The sequence below is a fragment of the Streptomyces macrosporus genome, from assembly GCF_039533145.1.
Lineage (GTDB): Bacteria > Actinomycetota > Actinomycetes > Streptomycetales > Streptomycetaceae > Streptomyces > Streptomyces macrosporus.
The window spans coordinates 421,753-446,476 of record NZ_BAAASZ010000026.1; the positions used below are offsets into that span (position 1 = coordinate 421,753).

23 protein-coding genes and 1 pseudogene are annotated in these 24,724 nt (G+C 73.8%); 12 read left to right on the forward strand and 12 right to left on the reverse strand.

Annotation, left to right across the window (positions count from 1 at the left end):
* Positions 1-25: 25 nt before the first annotated feature.
* From ABD335_RS18930 to ABD335_RS18940, 3 genes and pseudogenes are all read right to left on the reverse strand, one after another.
* Positions 26-382, reverse strand: coding sequence for a VOC family protein (locus ABD335_RS18930; RefSeq protein WP_344324738.1), 357 nt, complete (start codon positions 380-382; stop codon positions 26-28).
* A gap of 81 nt (positions 383-463) precedes the next feature.
* Positions 464-1,267, reverse strand: a pseudogene (locus ABD335_RS18935) (class I SAM-dependent methyltransferase); the annotation flags it as partial.
* Between the two features lie 94 nt (positions 1,268-1,361).
* The gene (locus ABD335_RS18940; RefSeq protein WP_344324636.1) at positions 1,362-2,564 is read right to left on the reverse strand and encodes a baeRF2 domain-containing protein; all 1,203 of its coding nucleotides are present in this window, start codon (positions 2,562-2,564) and stop codon (positions 1,362-1,364) included.
* A gap of 153 nt (positions 2,565-2,717) precedes the next feature.
* Between ABD335_RS18940 and ABD335_RS18945 the strand changes: the two genes are divergently transcribed.
* The 3 genes from ABD335_RS18945 (at position 2,718) to ABD335_RS18955 (ending at position 4,010) form a co-directional block, all read left to right on the forward strand.
* Positions 2,718-2,951 (forward strand): DUF6158 family protein, encoded by a 234-nt coding sequence (locus ABD335_RS18945; RefSeq protein WP_344324639.1) that lies wholly within the window; start codon positions 2,718-2,720, stop codon positions 2,949-2,951.
* Between the two features lie 212 nt (positions 2,952-3,163).
* Complete coding sequence (locus ABD335_RS18950; RefSeq protein ID WP_344324642.1) at positions 3,164-3,400, forward strand: hypothetical protein; 237 nt, start codon at positions 3,164-3,166, stop codon at positions 3,398-3,400.
* Positions 3,401-3,473: 73 nt separating this feature from the next.
* Entirely contained in the window at positions 3,474-4,010 is a 537-nt protein-coding gene (locus ABD335_RS18955; RefSeq protein WP_425583672.1) for a ribonuclease FAU-1 family protein, read from the forward strand.
* Between the two features lie 134 nt (positions 4,011-4,144).
* Here ABD335_RS18955 and ABD335_RS18960 read toward each other — a convergent pair whose 3' ends face one another.
* Positions 4,145-5,956 (reverse strand): thiamine pyrophosphate-requiring protein, encoded by a 1,812-nt coding sequence (locus ABD335_RS18960; protein ID WP_344324644.1) that lies wholly within the window; start codon positions 5,954-5,956, stop codon positions 4,145-4,147.
* A gap of 13 nt (positions 5,957-5,969) precedes the next feature.
* A complete protein-coding gene (locus ABD335_RS18965; protein ID WP_344324744.1) occupies positions 5,970-6,938 on the reverse strand; it encodes an LLM class F420-dependent oxidoreductase in 969 nt (322 codons plus the stop codon).
* A gap of 244 nt (positions 6,939-7,182) precedes the next feature.
* Here ABD335_RS18965 and ABD335_RS18970 point away from each other — a divergent pair, with 244 nt between their 5' ends.
* On the forward strand, positions 7,183-8,025 hold the full coding sequence (locus ABD335_RS18970; RefSeq protein ID WP_344324647.1) for a SigB/SigF/SigG family RNA polymerase sigma factor: 843 nt from the start codon (positions 7,183-7,185) through the stop codon (positions 8,023-8,025).
* Between the two features lie 57 nt (positions 8,026-8,082).
* On the opposite strand, the gene ABD335_RS18975 is transcribed toward ABD335_RS18970, so the two are convergent.
* Positions 8,083-9,237 (reverse strand): PAS domain-containing protein, encoded by a 1,155-nt coding sequence (locus ABD335_RS18975; protein WP_344324650.1) that lies wholly within the window; start codon positions 9,235-9,237, stop codon positions 8,083-8,085.
* 236 nt (positions 9,238-9,473) lie between these two features.
* On the opposite strand from ABD335_RS18975, the gene ABD335_RS18980 reads away from it, so the two are divergent.
* The 3 genes from ABD335_RS18980 to ABD335_RS18990 are packed head-to-tail and all read left to right on the forward strand — an operon-like array spanning position 9,474 to position 12,655.
* On the forward strand, positions 9,474-10,220 hold the full coding sequence (locus ABD335_RS18980) for a GAF and ANTAR domain-containing protein (RefSeq protein ID WP_344324653.1): 747 nt from the start codon (positions 9,474-9,476) through the stop codon (positions 10,218-10,220).
* 14 nt (positions 10,221-10,234) lie between these two features.
* Complete coding sequence (locus ABD335_RS18985; protein ID WP_344324656.1) at positions 10,235-11,560, forward strand: aminotransferase class I/II-fold pyridoxal phosphate-dependent enzyme; 1,326 nt, start codon at positions 10,235-10,237, stop codon at positions 11,558-11,560.
* Between the two features lie 51 nt (positions 11,561-11,611).
* A complete protein-coding gene (locus tag ABD335_RS18990) occupies positions 11,612-12,655 on the forward strand; it encodes an MBL fold metallo-hydrolase (RefSeq protein ID WP_344324658.1) in 1,044 nt (347 codons plus the stop codon).
* A gap of 97 nt (positions 12,656-12,752) precedes the next feature.
* Here ABD335_RS18990 and ABD335_RS18995 read toward each other — a convergent pair whose 3' ends face one another.
* Entirely contained in the window at positions 12,753-13,388 is a 636-nt protein-coding gene (locus tag ABD335_RS18995) for a DedA family protein (protein WP_344324660.1), read from the reverse strand.
* Positions 13,385-14,161 (reverse strand): MBL fold metallo-hydrolase, encoded by a 777-nt coding sequence (locus tag ABD335_RS19000; RefSeq protein WP_344324663.1) that lies wholly within the window; start codon positions 14,159-14,161, stop codon positions 13,385-13,387. Before ABD335_RS19000 ends, ABD335_RS18995 begins: the two co-directional genes overlap by 4 nt.
* A gap of 336 nt (positions 14,162-14,497) precedes the next feature.
* Here ABD335_RS19000 and ABD335_RS19005 point away from each other — a divergent pair, with 336 nt between their 5' ends.
* Together ABD335_RS19005 and ABD335_RS19010 are read left to right on the forward strand one after the other, a co-directional pair.
* Positions 14,498-16,570, forward strand: a complete 2,073-nt coding sequence (locus ABD335_RS19005) for a phage holin family protein (protein ID WP_344324747.1) — start codon at positions 14,498-14,500, stop codon at positions 16,568-16,570.
* A gap of 261 nt (positions 16,571-16,831) precedes the next feature.
* The gene (locus ABD335_RS19010; RefSeq protein WP_344324666.1) at positions 16,832-17,275 is read left to right on the forward strand and encodes a hypothetical protein; all 444 of its coding nucleotides are present in this window, start codon (positions 16,832-16,834) and stop codon (positions 17,273-17,275) included.
* Between the two features lie 16 nt (positions 17,276-17,291).
* Here ABD335_RS19010 and ABD335_RS19015 read toward each other — a convergent pair whose 3' ends face one another.
* On the reverse strand, positions 17,292-18,092 hold the full coding sequence (locus ABD335_RS19015) for a helix-turn-helix domain-containing protein (protein ID WP_344324669.1): 801 nt from the start codon (positions 18,090-18,092) through the stop codon (positions 17,292-17,294).
* 50 nt (positions 18,093-18,142) lie between these two features.
* Between ABD335_RS19015 and ABD335_RS19020 the strand changes: the two genes are divergently transcribed.
* Complete coding sequence (locus tag ABD335_RS19020; RefSeq protein ID WP_344324672.1) at positions 18,143-18,454, forward strand: 4a-hydroxytetrahydrobiopterin dehydratase; 312 nt, start codon at positions 18,143-18,145, stop codon at positions 18,452-18,454.
* Positions 18,455-18,547: 93 nt separating this feature from the next.
* Here the strand turns inward: ABD335_RS19020 and ABD335_RS19025 are convergent, their stop codons facing one another.
* From ABD335_RS19025 to ABD335_RS19035, 3 genes are all read right to left on the reverse strand, one after another.
* Positions 18,548-19,375 (reverse strand): aldo/keto reductase, encoded by an 828-nt coding sequence (locus ABD335_RS19025; RefSeq protein ID WP_344324675.1) that lies wholly within the window; start codon positions 19,373-19,375, stop codon positions 18,548-18,550.
* A gap of 125 nt (positions 19,376-19,500) precedes the next feature.
* Positions 19,501-21,327, reverse strand: coding sequence for an AMP-dependent synthetase/ligase (locus ABD335_RS19030; protein WP_344324678.1), 1,827 nt, complete (start codon positions 21,325-21,327; stop codon positions 19,501-19,503).
* Between the two features lie 283 nt (positions 21,328-21,610).
* Positions 21,611-22,606, reverse strand: coding sequence for a LuxR C-terminal-related transcriptional regulator (locus tag ABD335_RS19035; protein ID WP_344324681.1), 996 nt, complete (start codon positions 22,604-22,606; stop codon positions 21,611-21,613).
* Between the two features lie 187 nt (positions 22,607-22,793).
* On the opposite strand from ABD335_RS19035, the gene ABD335_RS19040 reads away from it, so the two are divergent.
* Together ABD335_RS19040 and ABD335_RS19045 are read left to right on the forward strand one after the other, a co-directional pair.
* Positions 22,794-23,111: a hypothetical protein gene (locus ABD335_RS19040; RefSeq protein ID WP_344324684.1), complete on the forward strand. Its 318-nt coding sequence runs from the start codon at positions 22,794-22,796 to the stop codon at positions 23,109-23,111.
* A gap of 474 nt (positions 23,112-23,585) precedes the next feature.
* Positions 23,586-24,724, forward strand: a 1,139-nt coding sequence (locus tag ABD335_RS19045) for an NlpC/P60 family protein (RefSeq protein ID WP_344324687.1), incomplete at its 3' end; no start/stop codon positions are given.

The following is a 24,724-nucleotide window of genomic DNA, read 5'->3' on the forward strand; positions in this document are numbered from 1 at the left end:
TCCGGGACGCCCCCGGAGGGGCTCCCTACCGGCCCGTCTCCCGGCGGTCGACGTACTCGAAGACCGATCCGTCGGGATGACGGGCCACCAGGTTCCGGCCGATGGAGGTCGGCGTGGGCCCGGCGAGGATCTCCGCGCCGACCGCCTTGAGCGTGGCCGCGGCCTCGTCCACGTCCCGCACCGCCAGGGTGGCGACGACCTTGCGCAGGATCTCCATCGGGCCGGGCGGGCCGCTCAGCAGCAGGAAGGGGCCGACCGCCGCCGCCGAGACGGGCCCCTGCGCGAACCGCGCGGCCTCGGCGCCGGTGATCCGCTCGTACACTCCGATCGCCGCGTCGAGGTCGTCGACACACACGCGCAGCGAGGTCCCCAGAATCTCCATGCGGGCGAGCCTAGTTGGGGGCGTGCGCGGTGTCAGGCGCGCCCGGACCGTCCGCCGGGCCCCCTCGCGGACTCCTCGGACCCGGCACAGGATCTCCCCGTGGGGCACCAGGAACCAGCCGTCCTCCCGCGCGCCCCACTCGCGCCAGGCCGCCGCGATCCGCTCCACCTCCTCCCGCCGCGCGTGTCCGCCGTCGACGGCGAGGGAGGCGTAGGAGGAGGCGACCGTGCGCTCCGCCCACAGGTCGCTCCACCAGGCGCGGTCGGCGTCGTCGGCGAAGCACCAGGCGCTCGCGGAGGCGGTGACGTCGGCGAAGCCCGCCGCGCGGGCCCAGGCCCGCAGCCTGCGCCCGGCGTCCGGTTCGCCGCCGGAGGCCCGGGCCACCCGGTGGTACAGGTCCCGCCAGTCGTCCAGCCCCGGCACCTCCGGGTACCAGGCCATGGCCGCGTAGTCGGCGTCCCGGGCCGCGACCACCCCGCCCGGGCGGCACACCCGGCGCATCTCGCGCAGCGCCGCCACCGGATCGCCCACGTGCTGGAGGACCTGGTGGGCGTGGACGACGTCGAAGGAGTCGTCGGGGAAGCCCAGCGCCAGGACGTCGCCGCGCACGAAGCGGACGTTGGTCAGGCCGCGTTCGGCGGCGGTGGCCCGCGCCTCCTCCAGGACGTCCCCGGAGGCGTCCACCGCCGTGACCTCGCCGGGCGCCACCAGCGCGGCCAGGTCGGCGGTGATGGTGCCCGGACCGCAGCCCACGTCCAGCACCGACAGGCCGGGGGAGAGGTCGGGCAGGAGGTGGGCCGCGGAGTTGGCGGCGGTGCGCCTGCGGTGGGAGCGCAGCACGGACTCGTGGTGGCCGTGGGTGTACACGGCGTTCGCTGTGGACATGGGCGCACCGTACCGCCTTGTCTCGCCATGCGAGCAACATTGTTCCGTTATGTGGACTGCATGGACGCTCGGGCGCTCGGGGGAGTCCGGCGGGTTAGGCCGTCGGCGGCTGACCCCCTGTCGCACCCTGCGCCGGGGGTCCGCCGTACGGCCAGCGCAGCAGCGCGCCGAGCCCGCCCACCGGCAGTCCCTCGGGGGTGTTCGGCTCGTCCGCGAGCGGCCCCACGGAGATCACCTCGGCGCCGGTGGCCGCCGCCGCCCGCACCAGCGCGTCGTCGGCGCGGGCGCTGACGGGCTCGGGCCGGCCGGGGGACCGCACGTCGCCGCGGCGCACCGCCACCTGGTCCGGCTCGTCGCCCACCCACACCTCACGGTGCAGGTCGGGGCCGTCGGGACGGACCAGCAGTGCGGCGATGCGGTGCTCGCGCGCCGCGTCGACGAGCGCGGGCACGCCCTCGGCGGCTCCCACCCGGCCGTCGTCGGTCGGCACCCGCCTGGCCTGGAACTGCTCCATGACCGCGGCGGCGTGCCGGCGCAGCCGCTCGGCGCGGGCCGCCTCCACCTCCTCTTCCAGCATCCGCTCGCTCCTGGCCTGGTTGCGGCCCGCGCCGCGGACCCCGTGCCCGGCCAGGACGGACAGCTCCCGCAGTTCGGGAGCCAACCGGTCCTGGACGGCGTGGCACTCGCGGCCGTCCCCGGCGAGCACCACCAGTTCGGCGCCGGTCTCGGCGCGGCGCTTGCGCAACTCCTCCGCGATGAGTGCGGCGTTGCGGTCCCAGGTGTTCTCCACCGAGTTCTGGAAGTGCCGCTCCCGCCAGGAGATGGACGGGGTCATGTGCAGGGGCCGCTCCTCGCCCTGCACCTGACCGACCTCGCGGACTCCGAACGGGCCGCGCAGTTCCAGGTCCGCGCCGGTGCGGTCCACCCGTGCCACCAGGCAGGTCGGCGCCGCGTCCATCAGGTCCAGCAGGGGGGTGGTGTGCGGCAGCGGGCCCCAGGTGACCTGCGCGCCGCCGGGCGGCGGCACGGCCAGGTCCCGGGCGAGCACCACCTCGCCCCCGGTGGCGAACAGCGCCCGCCCCGACGGCCGTGAGGTGCGCGGCAGGGCGACCAGCGCGTCGTACACCGCCCGACAGGTGCGGTCGTCGGCTCCCTGGCCCTTCAACTGCTCGCAGGCCTCGCGGGCGCCGAGTTCGTGGCGAGCGGCCGCGTCCTCGGTCGCCAACGGGGTGTCGAAGTAGACCGAGGCCCAGGGGCCGGGCCGATCGAGGATCGGGCTGAGGAATCCGAGTTCCATGGGCTCCCTCCTTGAATGGAGAGTTTCGGGTACCCGAACCGGTGCAAACGACACGGAAGGCGGCACAGGCCAGGGAGAGGACACAAGGAAGGCCAGGAAGAAGACCACGAAGAAGGCCAGGAAGAAGGCCAGGAAGAAGGAGGTCACCGACAGATGGAACGGGAGCTGGGGATCGATCCGGGAAGGCTGTCCGACTCCGAGCTGCTGGAGGAACTGCAGTCCCTGCACCGGACTCGGCACGACACCCTGCTGCACGGCTCGTCCGACGCGCTCGCCGCGCACACCCGGCGCACGGAGCAGTTGGAGAACGAGTACCTGCGGCGCCATCCCAACCGAGCCGTCTCGGCGGGCCGCACCCGGGAGGGAGCCCGGGCGCGGACCGAGTGAGAGCCGGGAAAGCGACGGATCGGGTGTTTGCCCTCCACGGGCGGGGGCACCCGGACCGCGGCCGAGCGAGCGGCCCTGTGGGGGAGTGAGAGGGCTCCGGGCACGGAGGTCAGGGACCGTGCCCGGAGCCGCTCCGTGTCGGGACCGGGGTGGGGTCCGTGTCGGGCCGGGGAAGCCGTTAGGGCGTGCCGCGCCCCGGGTAGTCGGGGCGCATGAGCGACGAGAAGGCCGATCGGAACAGGAAGAAGGACGACGAGGCGCGCGTCTCGGCCAGGGACCTGGTCCCCGGCGAGGAGCCGGACCAGCCGGCGACCCCGCCGAAGGTCCCGCCCGCCGGCCCCATCGGCGGCACCAGGCCGCGCCGCCGGCCCGACCAGGACGCCGACCGGGATCCCGACCGGAACGCCGACGAGCCGGGCGGCGGGGGCGGGACGGGCCGTTCCCGCTGACCGCCCCCTGCGCACGCGGGGGCGCGCCGAAAATCGGATGCGCTCCCCGCGCGCGTCGGGGAAGGGTGGGACCGTGAACACCCCCTCGAACCCCCGCCCGCGTCCCCGGCCTCGGCACACCGCCCTGACACCGGGCGGCGAAGTGACCGTCGTCCTCCTCAAGTCCCGTGACCGGCAGGTGCGTTACCCGGCCACGGCGGTACGCGACGACGGCACCCACGCGGTGGTGCGGGCGCCCTGGGCCGGGCCGCCGGTGCGCGACTTCGGCTTCGTGCGCTTCGAGCGCGGCGACGTGTTCACCGAGCACTACTGGCGCGATCGCTGGTTCTCGGTGAAGGAGGTGCGCGCCGCGGACGGCTCCCTCAAGGGCTGGTACTGCGACGTGACCCGCCCGGCCCGCGTCGAGGGGGAGACGCTGACCACACGGGACCTGGAACTGGACCTGTGGGTGTCGGCCGACCGCTCCGCCGTGCTGCGCCTGGACGAGGACGAGTTCGAGGCCGAAGGGCTGGCCGAGCGCGACCCGGAGGCCGCCGGACGCGCCCGCCGGGCGCTGGACGAGCTGGAGGACCTGGCCCGCTCCGGCGGCCTCGCCGCCCTGCTGGACTGAGCTGGACCGACCCCGGAGGACGGACCCCGGAGGACGGACCCGGGAGGACCGGGGCGGGGACCGGGACAGGAAAAAGGGGGCGTGGAGAGCCGCACCCTCTCCACGCCCCCGTCCCTGGACGGCGCGGGGTCGCCTCACCCGCGCCGTGATCCGTCCCCTCCGGCGCCGCCCGCCAGGAACTCCTGCGCCTTGGCCTTCAGCCCCTGCGCGACCATCGAGCGGCGGTCGGAGTCGCCCTTGAGGATCGCCGTCAGCGTCGCCTCCATCTGGTCCCAGGTCGCGTGCGGCGGGATCGGCGGCATCGCCGGGTCGGTCAGGAACTCCACGACCGCCGGGCCGTCCGCCCCGAGCGCCCGCCGCCAGCCGCTCTCGACGTCCTCCGGCCGCTCCACCCGGATGCCGGTCAGCCCCAGCGACTCGGCGAAGCGGGCGTAGGAGACGTCGGGCAGCTCCTGCGAGGGCCGGAACTGCGGCGATCCGGTCATCGAGCGCATCTCCCAGGTGACCTGGTTGAGGTCCCGGTTGTTCCACACCGCCACCACCAGCCGCGGGTCCTCCCACAGCGAGCGGTACTTGGCGACGGTGATCAGCTCGGTCAGCCCGTTCATCTGCATGGCGCCGTCGCCCACCAGCGCGATCGCCGGACGGTCGGGGTGGGCGAACTTCGCGCCGATGGCGTAGGGCACCCCGCAGCCCATGGTGGCCAGCGTCCCCGACAGCGAGCCGCGCATGGTGCCGCGCATCCGGACGTGGCGGGCGTACCAGTTGGTCGCCGAGCCCGAGTCGGCGCTGACGACGGCGTTCTCCGGCAGCAGCGGGTCCAGGCAGCGCGCCACGTACTGCGGGTTGATCGGATCGGAGGAGACCGACGCCTGCCGCTCCATCACCTCCCACCAGCGCTCCACCGAGGAGACGATCCGCTCCCGCCAGGAGCGGTCCTCCTTGCGGCGGAGCATCGGCAGCAGCCTCCGGAGCGTGGCGCGGGCGTCGCCGACGAGGTTCACCTCGTACGGGTAGCGCATCCCGATCATGTGCGGGTCGACGTCGATCTGCACCGCCCGCGCCTGGCCGTACTCCGGCAGGAACTGGGAGTAGGGGAAGCTGGAGCCGATCGTCAGCAGGGTGTCGCAGTCGCGCATCAGCTCGTAGCTGGGCCGGGTGCCCAGCAGCCCGATGGCGCCGGTGACGTACGGCAGGGTGTCGGGCAGGGCGTCCTTGCCCAGCAGGGCCTTGGCCACCCCGGCGCCGAGCGTGTCGGCGACCCGCTCCACCTCGGCGCGCGCCCCGGCGGCGCCCTGGCCGATCAGGACGGCGACCCGCTCGCCGGCGTTGAGGACCTCCGCGGCGCGCTCCAGCGCCTCGTCGGAGGGCACGGCCGAGGAGTCGCCGAGGCCGAGGCTGGAGGGCACCATCTTGAAGGCGTGCGCGGGCGGTTCGTAGTCCAGCTCCTGGACGTCCGCCGGGATGATCACGGCGGTGGGGCAGCGCCGGCCGTAGGCGGTGCGGATCGCCCGGTCCAGGACGCCCGGGAGCTGCTGCGGGACGGTGACGGTCTCGACGAACTCCGAGGCCACGTCCTTGTAGAGGCTGTGGAGGTCGACCTCCTGCTGGTAGGAGCCGCCCATGGCGCTGCGGTTGGTCTGGCCGACGATCGCCACCACCGGCACGTGGTCGAGCTTGGCGTCGTACAGGCCGTTGAGCAGGTGGATCGCCCCGGGGCCGGACGTCGCGGCGCACACCCCGACCCGGCCGCCGAACTTGGCGTACCCCACGGCCTCGAAGGCGGACATCTCCTCGTGCCGGGACTGGACGAACCGCGGCCGGTTCCCGGAGCGCTGCCAGGCGGCGAGCAGCCCGTTGATGCCGTCGCCGGGGTAGCCGAAGACGTACTCCACCCCCCACTCGCGCAGCCGGGAGAGTACGTGGTCGGACACCTTCTGGCTCATCGAGCGGCTCCTCTCAGCCTTTCAGTCGCGGCAGGACCTCGTCCCGGTAGAAGTCGAAGAACCCCTTCAGGTCCGGGCCGATCTGGTTGACGTGCACCACGTCGAATCCGGCGTCGGCGAAGGCCCGCAGGGCGCGCGCGTGCTCCTCGGGGTCGTCGCCGCAGGGCAGTCCGGAGGAGGCCACCGTCTCCTCGGTCACCAGCTCGGACGCCTGTGCGAAGTGGGCGGGGGTGGGGAGGACCTGTCCCAGCTCGCCGGGGAGGAACATGTTGGGCCAGCGGCGGTGGGTGACGCGGACGGCCTCGTCGCGGTCGCGGGCGTAGCAGACCTTGGTCCCGGCGAAGGCCGGTCGCCGCCCGGAGCCGCCCTCGCCGGCGCGGCGGAACCGCTCCAGTCCCTCGGCGTCCGGCATCGTGGTGATGAAGCCGTTCGCGATCCGCCCGGCCAGCTCGATCGCGGCCGGGCCGAAACCGGAGACGTCGACGGGGACCGGCTCCTCGGGGACGTCGTACAGTCGGGCGTTCTCCACCGTGTAGTGCCGGCCGCGGTGGTTGACCTCCTCGCCGGTCAGCAGCCGCCGGATGATCCCGACGGCCTCCTCCAGCATCTCCAGCCGCACCGCCGCCCGGGGCCAGGGGTCCCCCAGGATGTGCTCGTTCAGCGCCTCGCCGGTGCCCACGCCCAGCCGGAAGCGACCCTCCAGCAGCACGGCGCTGGTGGCCGCGGCCTGGGCGACGACCGCCGGATGGACGCGGACGGTCGGGCAGGTGACCGCGGTCTGCACCGGCAGCGAGGTGACCCGGGAGATCGCGCCGATGACCGACCACACGAACGGGCTGTGGCCCTGGACGTCGTTCCAGGGGTGGTAGTGGTCGGAGATCCACAGCGAGGTGAAGCCCGCCTGTTCGGCCATTCGGGCCTGCTCGACCAGCGCTTTCGGACCGTGGTCCTCACAGGCCAGGAAGTAGCCGTACTCGGTCATCTCGGGGGCCTTTCGCATACCGGATGGTGCGGGGACCGGGTAACCGGGTGCCGGTGCGAAAAACATCGTTTGAAGGGGTGGGGGTCGGGCATCCGAACTCTCGTGCTTCGGACCGCAGGCACATCCGCGGGAGCGGCGTGATCAGCGTGAATTCCCCGCCCCGGGTGATCGAGCCTCGGCCCCCCCTGTGCCCGTTCCCGCGGTATCCCCCACAGCCCAGTCCACAGTTCGGGAGAGACCGCACATGACCCCCGTACGAGCACGAGCCAAGCACGCGCGGCACCCGCACGACGACGCCCCTGACACCACCGCCGAATTCCAGCGCATCGCCGAGCTCCCTGACGGCCCGGAACGCGACGAACTGCGGCAACAGATCGTGCGGGCCTGGATGCCCATGGCCGAGCGGCTCGCCCGGCACTTCCGCAACCGCGGAGAGTCCCTGGAGGACCTGGAACAGGTGGCCGCCCTCGGCCTGGTGAAGGCGGTCACCCGTTACGATCCGGCGCGCGGCAGCGCGTTCGAGAGCTTCGCCGTGCCGACCATCGTCGGCGAGATCAAACGGCACTTCCGCGACCACATGTGGGGGCTGCACGTACCGCGCCGGGTGCAGGAACTGCGCAACCGCGTGCGCGCCTCCGCCCGCCAGCTCAGCCACTCCCTCGACGGCCGCACCCCCGGGATCAAGGAGATAGCCGAGCACAGCGGTCTGACCGAGGAGGAGGTGCGGATCGGCTCCGAGGCCCTGGAGAGCTACAGCACCCTCTCCCTGGACGCCGAACTGCCGGGCGCCGACGACGGCTACGCCCTCGTCGACACCCTGGGCAGCTCCGAGCCCGGCTTCGACCTCGTCGTCTACCGGGAGTCGCTCAAGCCCAGGCTGCGCAAGCTGCCCGAACGCGAACGCAAGATCCTCTACCTGCGGTTCTTCTGCGACATGACGCAGAGCAGGATCGCCGAGCAGCTCGGCATCTCCCAGATGCACGTCTCCCGCCTGATCAGCCGCACCTGCAACCGCCTCCACGCCGAGGTGGAGGCCGATCAGGAGCGGGAGCAGGAGAAGACCTACGCCGGCTCCCAGGCCGCGTAGGGGGATGAGGGGAGAAGGGAGCCGCCGGCCCGCTCGGGCCGGCGGCTCCCGCGCTCGTCACAGACCGCGCAGCGCCAGGGCGACGTGTCGCGCGATCCGGTCCACGGCGCCGGCCTCCGCCAGCTCGAAGGGGCGGCGCCCCCCGGTGCGCAGCAGCGTCAACGCGCCCAGCGCCGGACCGCCCTCGCCGTCGGCCAGCGGCACGCACAGCAGGGAGGTCGCCTCGGCCCGCACCAGCACGGGGGCGCCCGAGGCGTCCCGGCCGAGGCCCTCGGGGTCCTCCAGCCGCACCCGCAGGGTCTCGCCGCCGTGCCGTATCGCGTCCACCACCAGCGGGCACGAGGCCGGGTCCTGCTCGGCGACCTCCTGCCGCAGCCGCCCGGCCGGGGCGAGGACGGCGGCCCTGCGCAGGGTCCCGCCGGGCACGACGACGTCCACGACCACCCAGTCGGCGAACCGCCCGTAGAGCACGTCGGCCACCCGCTGCGGCACGTCCTTGGGGGAGTCCGCCAGGACCAGCGCCGCCGTCATCGCGTCCAGCAGGTCCATCAGCTCCGCGTTGCGAGTGGCCTCGGCCAGGTCGGGGCGGGGTTCGGCGCGCTCGACGACGGGAGCGCCGGCCGCGAGCGGCGTCGAGGTGGGGACCGCGGCCCGCTGGAAGACCGCGAGCACGACCGCGCGCGGCTCGCGCGGGGGACGCAGCGCGGTCAGCGTGGCCCGCAGCTCCCCGCCGCGCGCCCCGGGCTCCGACGGACGCAGCAGGTGGACGACGAGGCTGCGGTCGCCCTCGCCCCGGGCGACCGCGGCGACCTGGGAGCGGAAGACCGCCCGGGAGTCGTGGGCCAGCGAGCCGGTCAGCGACCGCCCGGTGGCGTACCCGGCGCGCACCCCGAACAGCTGGGTCGCGGCGGAGTTGAACCGCCGCACCACCCCGTCCCGGTCCAGCAGGGCCACCGCCACCGGCAGCCGCTGGAACAGGGCGCGCAGCACCTGGTGCTCGTGGTGCTCCTGACGGCCGCCCTGGTGCCGCTCCGCGGCGGCCAGCTCCTCGTACCGCGGCCACAGCACCTCGGCCACGTGCTGGAGTTCGAAGAGAGCCGCGTCCAGGGCGGGGAGCTGGTCCGCGTCGGGCAGGGCACGCGCCGAACGCAGCTCCTCCACCCGCCGGCGGAAGTCCGCCAACTCGGCTCCGAATTCCTCGGCCTGCGCCATGGGCACAACGTAACCCGCGAACCGCCGGAGGTCTCGTTGGTCACGCGGAAAAATATGACTCATCACTCTTTGTCGAGAAGATGGAGGTGGGAGGGCGGTCCCAAGACGGTGGGGCCATCCGGAACGGCCCGGTCCACCAGGCCGTTTCCCCGCCGTCGTCCGGGGCAGCCGAACCCTCGGAACCGGACGCCCGACGGCCGTGAAGCCGGAGCCCAGGGAAAGGACCGAGCGCCACCATGCCGGACCGATGCGAAGCGATTCCCTTCGAGACCGCTCCGGACCGGCCGGAGCCGGTGCTCGACGTCGCCTCCTCCGCCCGGAGCCTCGCCCGGCTGGCCGAACAGATCGTCCGCTGCACCCCCGGCTGCTGCGGCGCCGCCGCGACCGCCCACACCGGCGGCGCGGGGGCCGAGGCGCCCACCGCCGTCACCCATCCGGACCTGTCCGCGCTGGTGGCCGTCGAGTGGGAGGCGGGGGACGGGCCCGTCCTCCACGCCCTCCACACCGGCCGGCCCGTCGGGGTCGACGACCTGCTGCTGGAGGAGCGCTGGCCGCACTACCGCGCCAAGGCCCTGGACATGGGCCTGCGCGCCAGCGCCACCCTGCCCTACCGCCGCGACGTCCTCACGCTCGCCGTCACCGTCTTCGCCTTCCGCCCCAGCCCTCTGGGGGAGACCGTGCGCGGCTCGGCGGCGCTGCTGGGCGACCTGGCCGCCACCGGGCTGGCCCGCGACCTGCGCTACCACGAGGCCCTGGCGGAGGTCGAGCACCTCGAGAGCGCCCTGCGCAGCAGACCCGTCGTCGACCAGGCCTGCGGCATCGTGATGTACGTGCTCGGCTGCGACGCGGAGGAGGCGTTCGCCCTCCTGCGCAGGATCTCCCAGCACACCAATCGCAAGCTCTCCGACCTGGCGCGGGCTCTGGTGCGCACCCGGGGACACGGCATAGAGCAGGAACTCCAGCGGTTCCGGCGGCACACCTGACGGCGGAGGCACGGATGCAGCCGATCGACACCCACACCCCCACGTCCGGCACCACCTCCGACCCCGCGCCCGGCTCGACCCCCGACGCCGTGGCCGCCGCGGCCGGCGGCTACTGGCACCGGCGCGGCCTGCCCACCGAACCCGACCAGGTCGTGGCGGCCCCCACCGCGCCCCTGCTGCTCCTGGCACTGCTCGCCGCGACCGGCGGGGACGGCGGGGACGGCAGGGGTGGCGGGGTGGTGGTGCCCCGGCCCGGCACCGCCTGGCACGCCGAACAGGTCCGGCTGCTCGGCCGCCCCCTCCACCCCGTCCCCGTCCCCGCCGAGTGCGGCGGGGTGCCCGACCCCTTCGCGCTGCTGGAGACCGTGGGCCGCGCCCGCGCCGACGGCGACGACCCGCGGGTGCTGCTGCTGTCCGTGGCCGACGACGTCACCGGCACCACCGCGCCGCCCGAACTGCTCCACGAGGTGTGCGAGGCGGCGGCGCAGGAGGGACTGCTGGTCGTCGGCGACGAGAGTTGGCGCGACGCCGTCCACGACCCCCACGACACGGTGATCGTCAGCCCCGCCGAGATCCTGCACCGCGCCGGACCCGCGCCGGGCGCGGGCACCCACCCCGAGGACGTCCACGGCATCCACGGCACGGCCCCGCGCGCCACGGCCGCCCCCACGGCCGCCCCCACGGCCGCCCCCACCGCCGAGCACCGGGGCGCGGTCGTGGTGCTCGCCGACCTCGGCGCCGGCCCGGACCCCGCCCCGCGCCCCGGCCCCGGCGTGGGCGTCGCCCGCTTCTCCGCCGACGGGTACGGCCGGGAGCTGGGGGAGAGGACGCGCGCCGCCCTGGCCGCCCTGAACGCCCGTCTGGACGGTCCCCGGGCCGCCGCGGCCGTCCGGACCCTCGACGAGCCCCGGGCGCTGCGCGAGCGCCGCGCCGCCGTCGGTCGCGCGCACGGCGTGCTCGCCGCCGCGCTCCACCGCGCCCTGACCGACGCCGGCGCCGTCTGCCGCCCCCCGCACGTCGGACGGCACCTGTACCCGGACTTCGAGGCGCTCCGCCCCGACCTGGCCGCCCGCGGCATCGAGGACGCCCCCCGGCTGGAGGCGGAACTGGTACGGCGGCTGGGCCCGCACGTCCTCGGCGGCCACCGGTTCGGCGACGACCCGAGCGCCCTGCGGGTGCGGCTGTCAACCGATCCGGCGGCCCTCGGCGTCTTCCGGGACGCCGTGCCCCTCCCGGCCGGCTCCACCCCGTCCGACGCCGCCGCCCTCCTGGAGCGGCCGGAGGTGGCGGCGGCGCTGGCGGCGGTGACGTCGGCCCTGACCGACCTGACGGCCGGATGACCCGGTGGCCGTACATCCCGTGAAGTCCCCGGACGCCGATGGGAGCCCCGCATGATCCAACGGACCAGGAAACCCGCCCACGTCCTGCGCGAAGCCCCGGGCTCCCCGCCCCTCGCCCCGTCCGAGCCCCGGCCGCTCGGCGAGACGCGCACCTGGCCGCGCTCCTTCGCCGACCGGCTCACCGACCCGCTGCCCGGCATACGCTCGCTGGCGCGGATAGCCCGCGAGGGCACCACCCGGCCCGACCCCGAGTCGCTCCGCGAGGTCGCCCGGCTGCCCGTCGAGCCGGGGCCCCTGCCGCGGGTCGACGCCGACACCGTCGCCGTCACCTGGGCCGGGCACGCGAGCTGGGTGGTGCGCGTGGGCGGCCTGACCGTCCTGACCGACCCCGTCTGGTCCCGTCGGATCCTCGGCACCCCGGCCCGGGTCACCCCGGTCGGCGTCCCCTGGGAGGACCTGCCCCGCGTCGACGCCGTGGTGATCTCGCACAACCACTACGACCACCTCGACCTGCCCACCCTCAGGCGGCTGCCGCGCGACACCCCGCTGTTCGTCCCCGCCGGACTCGGCGTCTGGTGCCGTCGCCGCCGCTTCACGCGCGTCACCGAGCTGGACTGGTGGGAGGCGGCCGAACTGCCCTCGCCGGACGGCGGTGCCGTCCGGTTCGACTTCGTCCCCGCCCACCACTGGTCGAGGCGCACCCTGACCGACACCTGCCGCTCGCTGTGGGGCGGCTGGGTGCTCACCGACCGCCACGGACAGCGCGTCTACTTCGCGGGCGACACCGGATACGGCCACTGGTTCGCCGAGATCGGCCGCCGCCTGCCCGGCATCGACCTCGCCCTGCTGCCGATCGGCGCCTACGCCCCGCGCTGGATGCTCCGCCCCGTCCACACCGACCCCGAGGAGGCCGTCGCCGCCTGCCTGGACCTCGGCGCGCGGCGCATGGCCCCCATGCACTGGGCCACCTTCCTCCTCTCGGCCGAACCCCCGCTGGAACCGCTGCGCCGGGTACGGGCCGCCTGGGCCGCGGCCGGCCGCCCGCGCGAGGACCTGTGGGACCTGCCGATCGGGGCCTCGCGGGTGCTGGACTGACGGCCGCGCCCGCCGGGGCGCGGCACGGGGACACGGGCGCACGGACACGGGCGCACGGACACGGACGCACGGGCCGGAGGACGGGCGGGCCGGCGGGCTAGTGGGAGGACCGGGCGGGACGCAGCCGCCGCCACACCGAGGGCGCCGCGCCGATCAGCAGCGTCAGCCCGACCGCCGCGGCCACGCCCTCCCAGGGCTCGGGGAACAGCGACCCGCCCAGCACGCCGATCAGCTGGTAGGTCGCCGTCCACGCCAGACAGGCCGGCGCGTCACCGCGCGCGAAGGAGCGCATCGGCATCCGCGACAGGAGGCAGGCGACCATCACCGGAATCCGCCCGGCCGGCACCAGCCGGGAGAGCACCAGCACCGTCACACCGTGCTCGTCCAGCTTCCGGCGGGCCGTCGCCAGCCGGTCCGGTTCGGCCCGGGCGCGCAGCCACGTCCGCCAGCGCGTGCCCACCCCCGACCGCTCCCCGCGCTGCCCCAGCCAGTACAGCCCCAGGTCGCCCAGGAACGCCGCCAGCGCCGCGACGGAGAACACCAGCAGCAGCGGAAGGGCCGGGGGACTGCTGTGGAAGGCCACCACCGCCGCCCCGCTGACCACCGCCCCCGTCGGAACCACCGGCACCAGCGAGCCGAACACCACCAACAGGAACAGCGATGGATAACCCGCCGCCCCCGGCACCACCTGAGCCGGAAGCTCCCGCACCGCGGCGAGCAGCGCCTCTATCACCCCTGGTCCCCCAGTCTTATGCTCTCGCCGTGCTCCAGCCGGTGCACCGCCGCCGCGGGAGCCGCCCGCGCCGCCAGCCGGACGAACTCGTCCCCCGGGGAGTGGAACTCGTGCGGCCGGACCGCGTCCAGGCCGATCGGCCAGTACGTGCCGTAGTGCACCGGCACCGCCCGGGGGGCCTTCAGCCGGGCCAGCGCCTCGGCGGCCCGGCGCGCGTTCAGGTGCCCCTCGCCCAGTCGCGGTCCCCAGCCGCCGACGGGCAGCAGCGCCACGTCCACCTCGCCGACCTCCTCGGCCATGGAGTCGAACAGCCCCGTGTCCCCGGCGAAGTACGTCCGGGCCCGGCCCTCCACCACGTAGCCGAGCGCGGGCGCCAGCCGCGGCCCGTACGGCAGCCGCCGCCCGTCGTGCAGCGCGAACACCGCGCGGACGGTGACCGGGCCGACCCGCACCAGGTCGCCCACGCCCACCTCCTCGATCCGCAGCCGCTCCGCCAGCCGCCGCAGCCCCACCACCGAGGCGAGCGCGCCGCGCGGCACCACCACGCGCGTACCGGGCGCCAGCCGGGCCAGGGAGGGCAGGTGCAGGTGGTCGGCGTGCAGATGGGAGACCAGCACCACGTCCACCTGCGCCACCGACTCCGGCGGCAGGTCCCCGCGCCGCCTGCGCAGATGGGCCAACCGGCGGACGAACAGCGGGTCGGTGAGCAGCGTGACACCGGAATCCCGCACGGTCGCCGTGGCATGGCCCCACCAAGTGATCTCCACCGGCACCCGGACTCTCCTTCCGTCCGCTCGCCCCGTTCCCGCACCGATCCTCTCATCCTTCCCGCCCCGCGCCCCGGCCATCGCCCCACGCCCCCGGGAGCCTCCCGGCCGGCCGGGGGCGCGCCCCCGGGCGGGTGACGCACTGTGGAAAAGTGGAACGTGCCGCCACAACCGGGGCGGTTCCCGGTACCGGACCCACACCCGGACCGACGGCCACAGGGGCGGCCACCCGGGTACACACGCGGATACACGGTCGGATACGCAGACGGACGCACAATCGGATACGCGGACGGACCCACGGACGGACACACACGGCACACGGAAAGGCGGGGCGGCGTGCGGATGGCGGCATGGCGCAGGGCGGGCGGCGCGGTGCTGCGCGTACTGGTCGTATGGGCGGTGAGCACCCTCACCATGCTCGTGCTGGCCGGGGCGCTGCCCGACTTCCGACTCCAGTCCGCCGACGGCGACACCGCCACCAACATCGGGATCACCGCCGCCCTGGCGGCCGGCGCCTTCGGCCTGCTCGGCGCCCTGGTGTGGCCCCTGCTGGTCAGAGCGCTGCTGCTGGTGCCCGCGCTCGTGCTGGGCCTGCTGGTGTTCTTCCTCAACGGCTCGCTGCTGTGGATCGCGCTCAGCCTCCTCCCCGACGGCAGGGGCGAGGCCGAGCCCCAGACCGCCGTGGTGGTCGCCGCCGTCATGTCCGCCGCCTCCTCGGCGGCCAGCACCTTCCTGGCCGTCCGCGACGACGGGGCCTACCGGCGACGCCTGGCCCGGCTCGCCGACCGCCGCTGGCGTCGCGCCGGGCGCCGGGAGGTGCCCGCCACGCCCGGCACGGTCTTCCTCCAGCTCGACGGCCTCGGCCACGACGTGCTGCGCGAGGCGATCACCGCCCCCGAGGGCGACGAGCCGCTGATGCCCACCGTCGCCGCCATGTGCCGCGACACCCACCGCCTCGTCCCCTGGCACACCGACTGGTCCAGCCAGACCGGCGCCAGCCAGCTCGGCATCCTCCACGGCTCCAACGAGGACGTGCCCGCCTTCCGCTGGTACGAGAAGGAGACCGGCGAGGTGATGATCAGCAACCGGCCCAGCAGCGCCGCCGAACTCCAGCGCCGGGCCGCCGCCCGCAGCGGACACCCCGGACTGCTCGCCCACGACGGCGCCAGCCGCGGCAACCTCTTCAGCGGCGGCGCCGCCCAGGCCGCCCTGGTGCTGTCCGTCTCCGCCCGCCGCGGCCGGCACAACCGCTCCCGCGCCGGCTACTTCGCGTACTTCTCCGACCCCGCCAACGCCACCCGCACCGCCGTCTCCTTCGTCGCCGAGGTCGTCCGCGAACTCCTCCAGGCCGGCCGGGCCCGGCTGCGCGGGGAGAGGCCCCGGGTGGGGCGCGGCGGGCTCTACCCCTTCATCCGGGCCTTCGCCACCGTCGTCGAGAGGGACGTGGTGGTTGCCGCCGTCCTCGGCGACATCCTCAACGGACGGACCGCCGTCTACGCCGACCTGGTCGCCTACGACGAGGTGGCCCACCACTCCGGCCCCCGCAGCCGCGACACCCACCAGGTGCTGCGGCGCCTCGACCGGTCCGTCGCCCTGATCGCCAAGGTCGCCGAACGGGCCCCGCGCCCCTACCGCCTGGTGCTCCTCTCCGACCACGGGCAGAGCCCCGGCGAGCCCTTCGCCGCGCACTACGGGCTCACCCTGGAGGACCTGGTGCGCGCCGGATGCGGGCTGCCGGTCTCCCGGCGTGCCAGGCGGTCGGTCAGCGGCGCCGAGGCCCGTGCCGCCGCCCGAGCCGCCCTCCACCGGCCCGAGGACGGACACGGCGCCGAACCCCACCGGGTCACCGGGCCCGGGCCGGTGGTGCTGGGGTCGGGCAACCTCGGACTGGTCTCCTTCCCCGGCATCCCCGGACGCGCCACCCGCGAGGAGATCGAACGCCGCCACCCCGCCCTGCTGCGCACCCTCGCCGACCACCCCGGCATCGGGTTCCTGCTGCTCCACAGCGAACGCCACGGGCCGGTGGTGCTGGGTGCGAACGGCGCCGAACACCGGCTCGCCACGGGCGAGATCGTCGGCCACGACCCCCTGGCCCCCTACGGGCCGCGCGCGGCCGAGGCGGTGCTGCGCACCGCGCGCTTCCCGCACGCCGCCGACATCATGGTCAACTCCGCCCTCGACCCGGCCACCGGCGCCGTGCACGCCTTCGAGGAGCAGATCGGCTCCCACGGCGGTCTCGGCGGCGAGCAGTGCCGGGCGTTCCTGCTCTACCCGCGGCTGCTCTCCGCCCCGGACGAGGACGGCGAGCTGTTCGGCGCCGAGCGGATCCACCACGTCCTCCGTCGCTGGCTGCGCGAGGCGGAGAGCGCCCCCGTCCTGCCCACGCCGATCCCGGCCCGCGTCCCCCTCCATTGACCCCGCCGCCTCGCCGCCCCCACCGGGTCCGTCGGCGCGGAGATCGGTCTCAGGAAAAGTGTGCCAAGCAGCTCATACGACTTTTCCGGGCACCGTGCGTCCCGGGCATTACCCCGGCGGTAATCGACCTCTCACCCCGCTCGCGACAGAGTGGAGGCACCGGGTTCCGACCGGCGCACTCCGGCCGGAGCCCGGCCTCCGACCGGCGCTCTCGGCCGACGGCCGAGAGCGCGCCCGTCCCGACGCACGGAAGGTCCCGCCATGTCCGCGACCTCGCTCGGCACCCTCGGCGCCACCCGACCCGGCACCGCCGGCCCTCCCCTGGTGTGGCTGCGCCGCCTCCTCGCCCTGGACGCGGCCGTCACCACCGTCAACGGCCTGGCCTATCTCGCCCTCCCCGGCCTTCTCGGCCGGCTGCTCGGCGTGGACGCGGGCCTGCTGACGGGACTCGGGGTCTTCCTGCTGCTGTACGGCGCGGGGGTCGGCGTCCTCGCGTCCCGTCCCGCCCCGCCCGCCCTCGGGGTGCGCCTGGTGGTCGAGGGCAACCTGCTCTGGGCGCTGGCCGGTGTCGCCGCCCTGGTGCTGGGCCTGCCGGCCCCGACCACGGCGGGGCCGGTGTGGATTCCGCTCCAGGCCGCGGTGGTCGCGGCCCTCGCCGTCGGCCAGTACCTGACGCTGCGCGCCGCCGCCCGTCCCGACCGCTGACCGCCGGCCGGGCCCGTCACTCCAGGAACGTCGGCAGCAGGGCGGCCGTCTCCGGGTCGGCCGGGACGAAGGTCTCGATGGCCAGCTCGGAGACGGTCACGTCCATCGGGGTGTTGAACGTGGTGATCGTGGAGAAGAACGACAGCGTCCGTCCCCGGTGGTCGATCACCATCGGCAGGGCGAAGGGGATCTCACGGCCCCGCCGCTCGGTGCCGCCCTCGGGCGGCGGATAGGCGACGACCTCCTCGTACAGCTCGCGCAGCGGCGCCGAACGCAGCAGCGCGAGCTGCCGCTGCATCTGCTCCAGCAGGTGCTCGCGCCATTCGAGGAAGTTGCGGATGCGCGGGGCCAGGCCCTCGGGGTGGAGGGTGATGCGCATCGCGTTCGGCGGAGGCCGCAGCAGGTGGTCGGCGACCCCCTCCAGGAGGACGGCGATGCCGCGGTTGGCGGCCAGCACCTCGTACCGTCCGTCGACCACCAGGGCCGGGTACGGCTCGTAGGCCGTGAGCATCCTCTCCAGGCTGTCGCGCAGGGAGGCCAGCGAGGGGTCGTCCACGGGGGTCTCGGGGTAGCGCGGCGCGTACCCGGCGGCCAGCAGCAGCGCGTTGCGCTCCCGTACGGGGACGGACAGGTGCTCGGCCAGTCGGAGCACCATCTCCTCGCTGGGCCGGGCGCGTCCGGTCTCGACGAAACTGATGTGCCGCGCCGAGGAGTCGGCGCGCAGGGCCAGCTCCAACTGGCTGAGCCCGGCGCGTTGCCGCCAGTGCCGCAGCATGGGGCCCACTCCGGTGCTCGCGTCGGCTGCCACAGATCCCATGACCGCGACCCTAGGCTTGGAGGGCCGCCTACCGAAAGCGAGAATCCTCCATGGCACCGCAGCCGCTGACCCCGGAAGAGATCGAGAGCGCCCTGGCGGAGCTGCCCGGCTGGGAGTGGGACCGGGAGCGGAACCTGCTGAAGCGCTCCTACTCCTTCGCCCGGCACCTCCAGGCCGCGGCGATGGTGATCCATGTGGCGCGGATCCAGGACGAGTCGGACCACCACGCCGATCTGCTGCTGGGCTACAACACGCTGGGGGTGTCGGTGAACACCCACAGCGTGGGCGGGAAGGTGACCGAGCGGGACGTGCGGCTGGCGCGTCGCATCGAGGAGATCGCGCCGGCGCACGGGGCGAGGTGACCTCCACCCCCGTGCGCCGTGCGTCGGGGAGCCCGGCCCCGCCGCCCCGTCGGAAGGTCGGGGCGGCGGGGGAGGCGCCGGTCGGGGGAGGGGTCAGCCCAGGGTGTCCGGGTCGGCGCCGAGCCGGTTGCCGGTGTCGAGTCCGGCCAGTTTCGCCATGTCGTCCTCGTCCAGCTCGAAGTCGAAGACGTCGATGTTCTCCTCGATCCGGGAGGGGGTGACGGACTTGGGGATCACCACGTTCCCGAGCTGGAGGTGCCAGCGCAGCACCGCCTGGGCGGGAGTGCGACCGTGCTTGCGGGCGACCTCCTCGACGGCCGGGTCCTCCAGCAGCCCCTTGCCCTGGCCCAGCGGGGACCACGCCTCGGTGGCGATGCCGTGTTCGGCGTGGAAGGCGCGCGACTCGGCCTGCTGGAACCAGGGGTGGAGCTCGATCTGGTTGACGGCGGGAACGATCTCGGTCTCCTCCATCAGCCGCCGCAGGTGGGTGGGCTTGAAGTTGGAGACGCCGATGGCCTTGGCCCGGCCGTCGGCGTACAGCTTCTCCAGCGCCTTCCAGGTCTCGACGTAACGGTCCTGCCGGGGCGCCGGCCAGTGGATGAGGTAGAGGTCCACGTACTCCAGGCCGAGCCGCTCCAGGGACTCGTCGAAGGCGCGCAGGGTGGAGTCGTATCCGTGCCGGTCGTTCCAGACCTTGGTGGTGACGAAGAGTTCCTCGCGCGGCACCCCGGACTCGGCGATGGCCCGTCCGGTGCCCCTCTCGTTGCGGTACAGGGCGGCGGTGTCGATGCTGCGGTAGCCCGAGGCGATGGCGTGGGCGACGGCGGAGGTGGCCTCCTCGTCCGGAACCTGCCACACGCCGAAACCGAGCTGCGGCATCCGGACGCCGTTGTTGAGGATGATGTTCGGAACGTTGCTCACGTGTGTTCGGTCCTTCGGTCGGTTGCGGCACGTCTACCCCGCCGCACAACGATCATGGCCGCGCTCGCGTTCCCGGGGGACGGCCGTTCGAGGCCGGCTCCGTTCGAGGCCGGCTCCGTTCGGGGTCAGCTCTGGTAGAGCGCCTCGATCTCGACCGCGTACGCCTTCTCGATCGCCTTCCGCCGCAGCTTCAGGGAGGGGGTGAGCAGCCCCTCCTCCTCGGTGAACTGCGAGCCCAGTATCCGGAAGGTGCGGATGGACTCGGCCTGGGAGACGAGGGTGTTGGCGGCGACCACCGACCGCCTGATCTCGGCCTCCAGGTCGGGGTCGCGGACGAGTTCGGCCGGGCCGAGATCGGGCTTGTTCCGCATGGTCAGCCAGTGGTGCACGGCGTCCTGGTCGAGGGTGACCAGGGCGGCGACGTAGGGCCGGTCGTTGCCGACGACGATGCACTGGGCCACCAGGGGGTGCGCCCGCACCCGGTCCTCCAGGAGCGTGGGGGACAGGCTCTTGCCACTGGAGGTGACCAGGATGTCCTTCTTCCGGCCGGTGATCGTCAGATAGCCGTCCTCGTCCAGGGAGCCGAGGTCCCCGGTGGCCAGCCAGCCGTCGCGCAGGACCTCCTCGGTGGCCTTGGGGTCGTTGAGGTAGCCGGCGAAGACCTGGCCGCCGCGCAGCCACACCTCGCCGTCGTCGGCGATGTGGACGGTGGTGCCGGGGACGGGGACGCCGACGGTGCCGAAGCGGGGCTGCTCGGGCGGGTTGGCGGTGGCGGCGGCGGTGGACTCCGTCAGCCCGTACCCCTCGAAGACGCGGACGCCCGCGCCGTCGTAGAACAGCCCCAGGCGCCTCTCCATGGCCGAGCCGCCGGACATCGCGTGGCGGCAGCGTCCGCCGAGGGCCGCGCGGAGCTTGGAGTAGACGACCTTGTCGAAGAACCGGCGCTGGAGCCGCAGGCCGGGTCCGGGCCCGCGACCGGTGCCGAACGCCTTGCGCTCCCTGGCCTCGGCGTAGCGGACGGCGACCTCCACGGCCTTGTCGAAGGGGCCCTCCCGGCCCTCGGCCTCGGCCTTGCGGCGGGCGGCGTGGAAGATCCGCTCGAAGATGTAGGGCACGGCCAGGATGAAGGTGGGACGGAAGGCCGCCAGGTCGGGCAGGAGGGCGGTGGCGTTGAGGTTGGGCTGGTGGCCGAGCCTGACGCGGGCTCGGACCGCGCCGACCTCGATCATCCGGCCGAAGACGTGGGCGAGGGGCAGGAAGAGCAGGGTGGCGGGCTGCTCGCCGGCCTTGGAGGTGAACACCGTCTCGTAGCGCCGCACGATGTTGTCGCACTCGGCCATGAAGTTGCCGTGGGTGAGCACGCAGCCTTTGGGGCGGCCGGTGGTGCCGGAGGTGTAGATGACGGTCGCCGGGGTGTCGGGGGTCAGCGCCAGCCGGTGCCGGTGCACGACGTCGTCGTGGAGGTGGGCCCCGGCCGCGGACAGCGCGCCCTCGGCGTCGGCGTCGAGCTGCCACAGCCGCTTCAGGCGCGGCAGCCGGTCGATGACCGATCCGACGGTCATCGCGTGGTCCTCGTGCTCCACGACGGCGGCCGTCACCTCGGCGTCGTGGAGCGCCCAGTAGACCTGTTCGGCCGAGGAGGTCGGGTAGATCGGCACCGGCTGGGCGCCGATGGACCACAGGGCGAAGTCGAAGAGGGTCCACTCGTAGCGGGTGCGGGACATGATGGCGACCCGGTCGCCGAACCGCACGCCCTCGGCGAGCAGCCCCTTGGCCAGGGCCAGGACCTGATCGCGGAACTCGGAGGCGGTCACGTCCCGCCAGACGCCGGAGGCGTCCTTGCGGGAGAGGGCGATCCGGCGCGGGTCCTCGTCGGCATGGTCGAAGACGGCGTCGGCCAGTCCTCCCACCTGGGGAGCCGTGGCCAGGGCGGGGACGGTGAACTCGCGCAATTGCCGCTCCTTGGTGCGCCGCCGCGCGTGGAGACTCGCGGCGGGGCGACCGTACCGGATCGGCGGACTGTCCGGGAAGGGCGGTGTTGCCGCCCGACGGGGTAAATAGGGGCAGTTCGGTCCGGGCGTGGTGAGCCGTCACCGTTCATCCCGGATATCTGCACGGATTCTCCGCGCAGGCACACCCCTCCGGAGGCCGGGTGGTCCCGGAGGGCGCCCGTCCCGCGCGGGTGCGGAGACCCCTTGGACCTGCGGGGCGACGGATCGGCGGGAGCGGTGGTCCTCACTCGTGGAGGGGGAGCCAACCGAGCCGGACGGACCGGACTCCGGCCTCGAAACGACTGCGGGCTCCGAGCCGTTCCATCAGACCGTTGGCGATGCGACGCGCGGTACGTGCGGAGACACCGATCCGTTTGGCGACGGACTCGTCGGTGTGGCCTTTGGCGAGCAGCCGTATGACGGTGGCCTCCTGGGGGGTGAGGCCGTGCTCGTCGCGGGCCTTCTCCCGGCCCAGCGGTCGGCCGGTGTTCCAGATGCTCTCGAAGAGCGCGCACAGGGCCGTCACCGTGCCCTGCCCTGTGAGGACGACGGCGCCGGCGGCCGTGTCGCTGGTGCTGACCGGGATGACGGCGGTCCTCCGATCGGAAATGATCATGCGGGTGGGCAGCGTGGGGACGGTGCGAACCAGTCCTCCCAGGGAGGCCAGCCAGTTCACGTACTCCATGGTCGGGGGGTTGTTGCGGACGCTGTCGAGGTAGACCGTCCGCAGGGTGACCCCGCGGTCGAGCAGTTGCCGGTTGAGAGGTCGTGCGGCGGCGATGCTCTCCTCGGTGTGCGCTCCGTCCGGGGCGAACGTCATCACCTCGGTGGTGGTCTCCCGGGCGAGGCGGACCAGCCGGTCACGGATCCGGTCCAGCCCGGTCACCTGCTCCACGCCCGGGTGCCGCTCGGCCGGACGCAGGTCGGCGTACTGCGATATCAACTGCGCGGCCGCGGCCCGGAAGGCTTCCAGGCGCTGCTGCTGCGCGGCCAGGGCTGCTTGCTGGCGGGTCAGCAGGATGTCCATGCCCACGTCCGGCGAGATCGCCCGCAGTTCCCCCCGGCGTTCGAACGACGGCTGCACCAGGCACAGTTCGCTGAGCGTGTCCAACGAGCGGCGGACCTCCCCGTCGGTGAGCCCGAGACGTTCGGCCAACTCCGCGACTCCGGCGCGCGGATGCGTGAGCATCGCCCGGTAGACCTGCTCGGACACCGTGTCCAGACCCAGTGCCGTCAGCATCCGTAACCCCCCTGAACTCCTGTACCGCCTGGTCGCGATGATCATGGCAGAGCGGATCGGGCGGAAGAGGGATCCGCGTCATTTTCCCCTGGCACAAACCTCGGCGCGAGGACGGAAGAGGCCATGGCCTGAACCGGCCGTCGGTTGGCCTGGTGGCGACGGCGTGCTCTTGAGAAGAGTCCACGGTGTGTATCTCATCCATGTGCGGCTGCGCCCTCCGGTCGGTGCCGAGTTGCCCCATGATGCGGCGGACCAGGTGCGGGGATGTGCTGTGGCACACGAGCGGATCGAGCACGTGTCGGATCACCGGCACGCCGCGGGAGGCCCTGTTCTGGGCATCTACCTGATCGCCGACGACCTGTTCCAGGCCGAGGCCCGAGCCGGCTCGATCTGTCGGCGCGCACTGGCGCGTTGCCCCGACTTCCGAGGCTGGGAGTTGGCCGGTGTCCAAGCGCCGTTCGTCGCCCCGTTCGTCGAACGGCAATCGCCCGAGACGTCACCCTGACCGGTTCGGGCCAGGGCCCGTTTGGGCCAACCGAAAACTCTTTCAACCGCGTTGACCTGCGACGAAGCTGATCCCGCCGCTGAGGGATGGCCACTTCGGAGGCCTTTCCCACCAGCGGAACGCAGGACGTGGACCGGCCCTGCGCACCGTGGTCCGCCGATGTCCGAAAGGAAGCCTCGTCATGCTCGGAAACCGCCTCGCCCAGGTCGTCGTGACCGCTGTTCTCGCCCTCGGGAGCGTCATCCTGCCCACCACCGCCGCGGACGCCGACATGATCTGGCAGTAGTCGGCACACCGGTCCGCACCCGGCACCGAGGCCGGAACCCCACGTCCGGGGGCGGCACTCCGCCGCGGTGGTCGCGACCCGAGGCCCGCCACGCCCGCCGCCGACCGATACGGCGGCCCTTCGCACGACATGTCTTCCCGACCATCCATCGGCAGGGCTCTGCCCTGCCCGCATCCCGGGAGTTCCCGATGAAGCACTTCTCAAAGCGCCACAGGACCACCGCGGTCGTCCTGGCCGCCGTGAGCCTCGCCCTCGCAGGCGGTGTCCTTCCCGCCGCCGCGGCGGACGGTTCTCCCGCCAAGGTCCAGGAGTACGGGAGTTCCGGACAGGGACCCGTGACACCGCTGTCGTCCGCCGACCGGCTCACCGCCAGCAGCATCGCGCCGACGATAACCCGCTCCACCGTCATCGCCAGAGCGGACAGTTGGGTCGGTATCGGTCTGGACTACGACTGGAACGGCAGCTACCAGGGTTACAGAACCGACTGCTCCGGCTATGTGTCGATGGCCTGGAATCTCGACCGCTCCCTGACCACCGACACCTTCGCCGGCTACGGCGTCACCGAAACCATCAGCAAGAGCGAACTCAAGCCCGGAGACGCCCTGCTCGACGACGACAGCGGCGCCGGTGGGCACGTGGTGCTCTTCGAGAAGTGGGCCGACGAGGCGCAGAGCGAGTACTGGGGCTACGAGTTCACCCCCAGCGGTGTCCACCACCGCCGCATTCCCTACCCGTACTTCTCCGGCTCCGGCCCCTACGTACCGGTTCGGAACACCTCGGTCGTCGACGACGCTCCGAGTGTTCCCAGTGGGACGGTGTGGGACCGGTCGCGTTCGGCGAGCGGGACGTGGCAGAGCCACGCCGTGCAGATCGACGACAACGGCGACATCAACGCGGTCTCCGCCGCCGCTCTGCCGGACGGCACGCTGCACGTGCAGACGCTGGTGAACGGGGATGTGTGGGACCGCACGCGCAGGGCGGACGGTTCCTGGACGAGCGCGACCAAGATCGACGACAACGGCGACATCGACGCCATCTCCGCCGCCGCTCTGCCGGACGGCACGCTGCACGTGCAGACGCTGGTCAACGGGGACGTGTGGGACCGGACCCGGTCTGCTTCCGGTGCGTGGAGCAGCGCGACCAAGATCGACGACAACGGTGGGATCAAGGCGATCTCCTCGGCCGGGCTGTCGGACGGGACGCTGCACGTGCAGACGTTGGTGAACGGGGACGTGTGGGACCGCACCCGGTCTGCTTCCGGTGCGTGGAGCAGCGCGACCAAGATCGACGACAACGGTGGGATCACGGGCGTGTCCGCCGCCGGTCT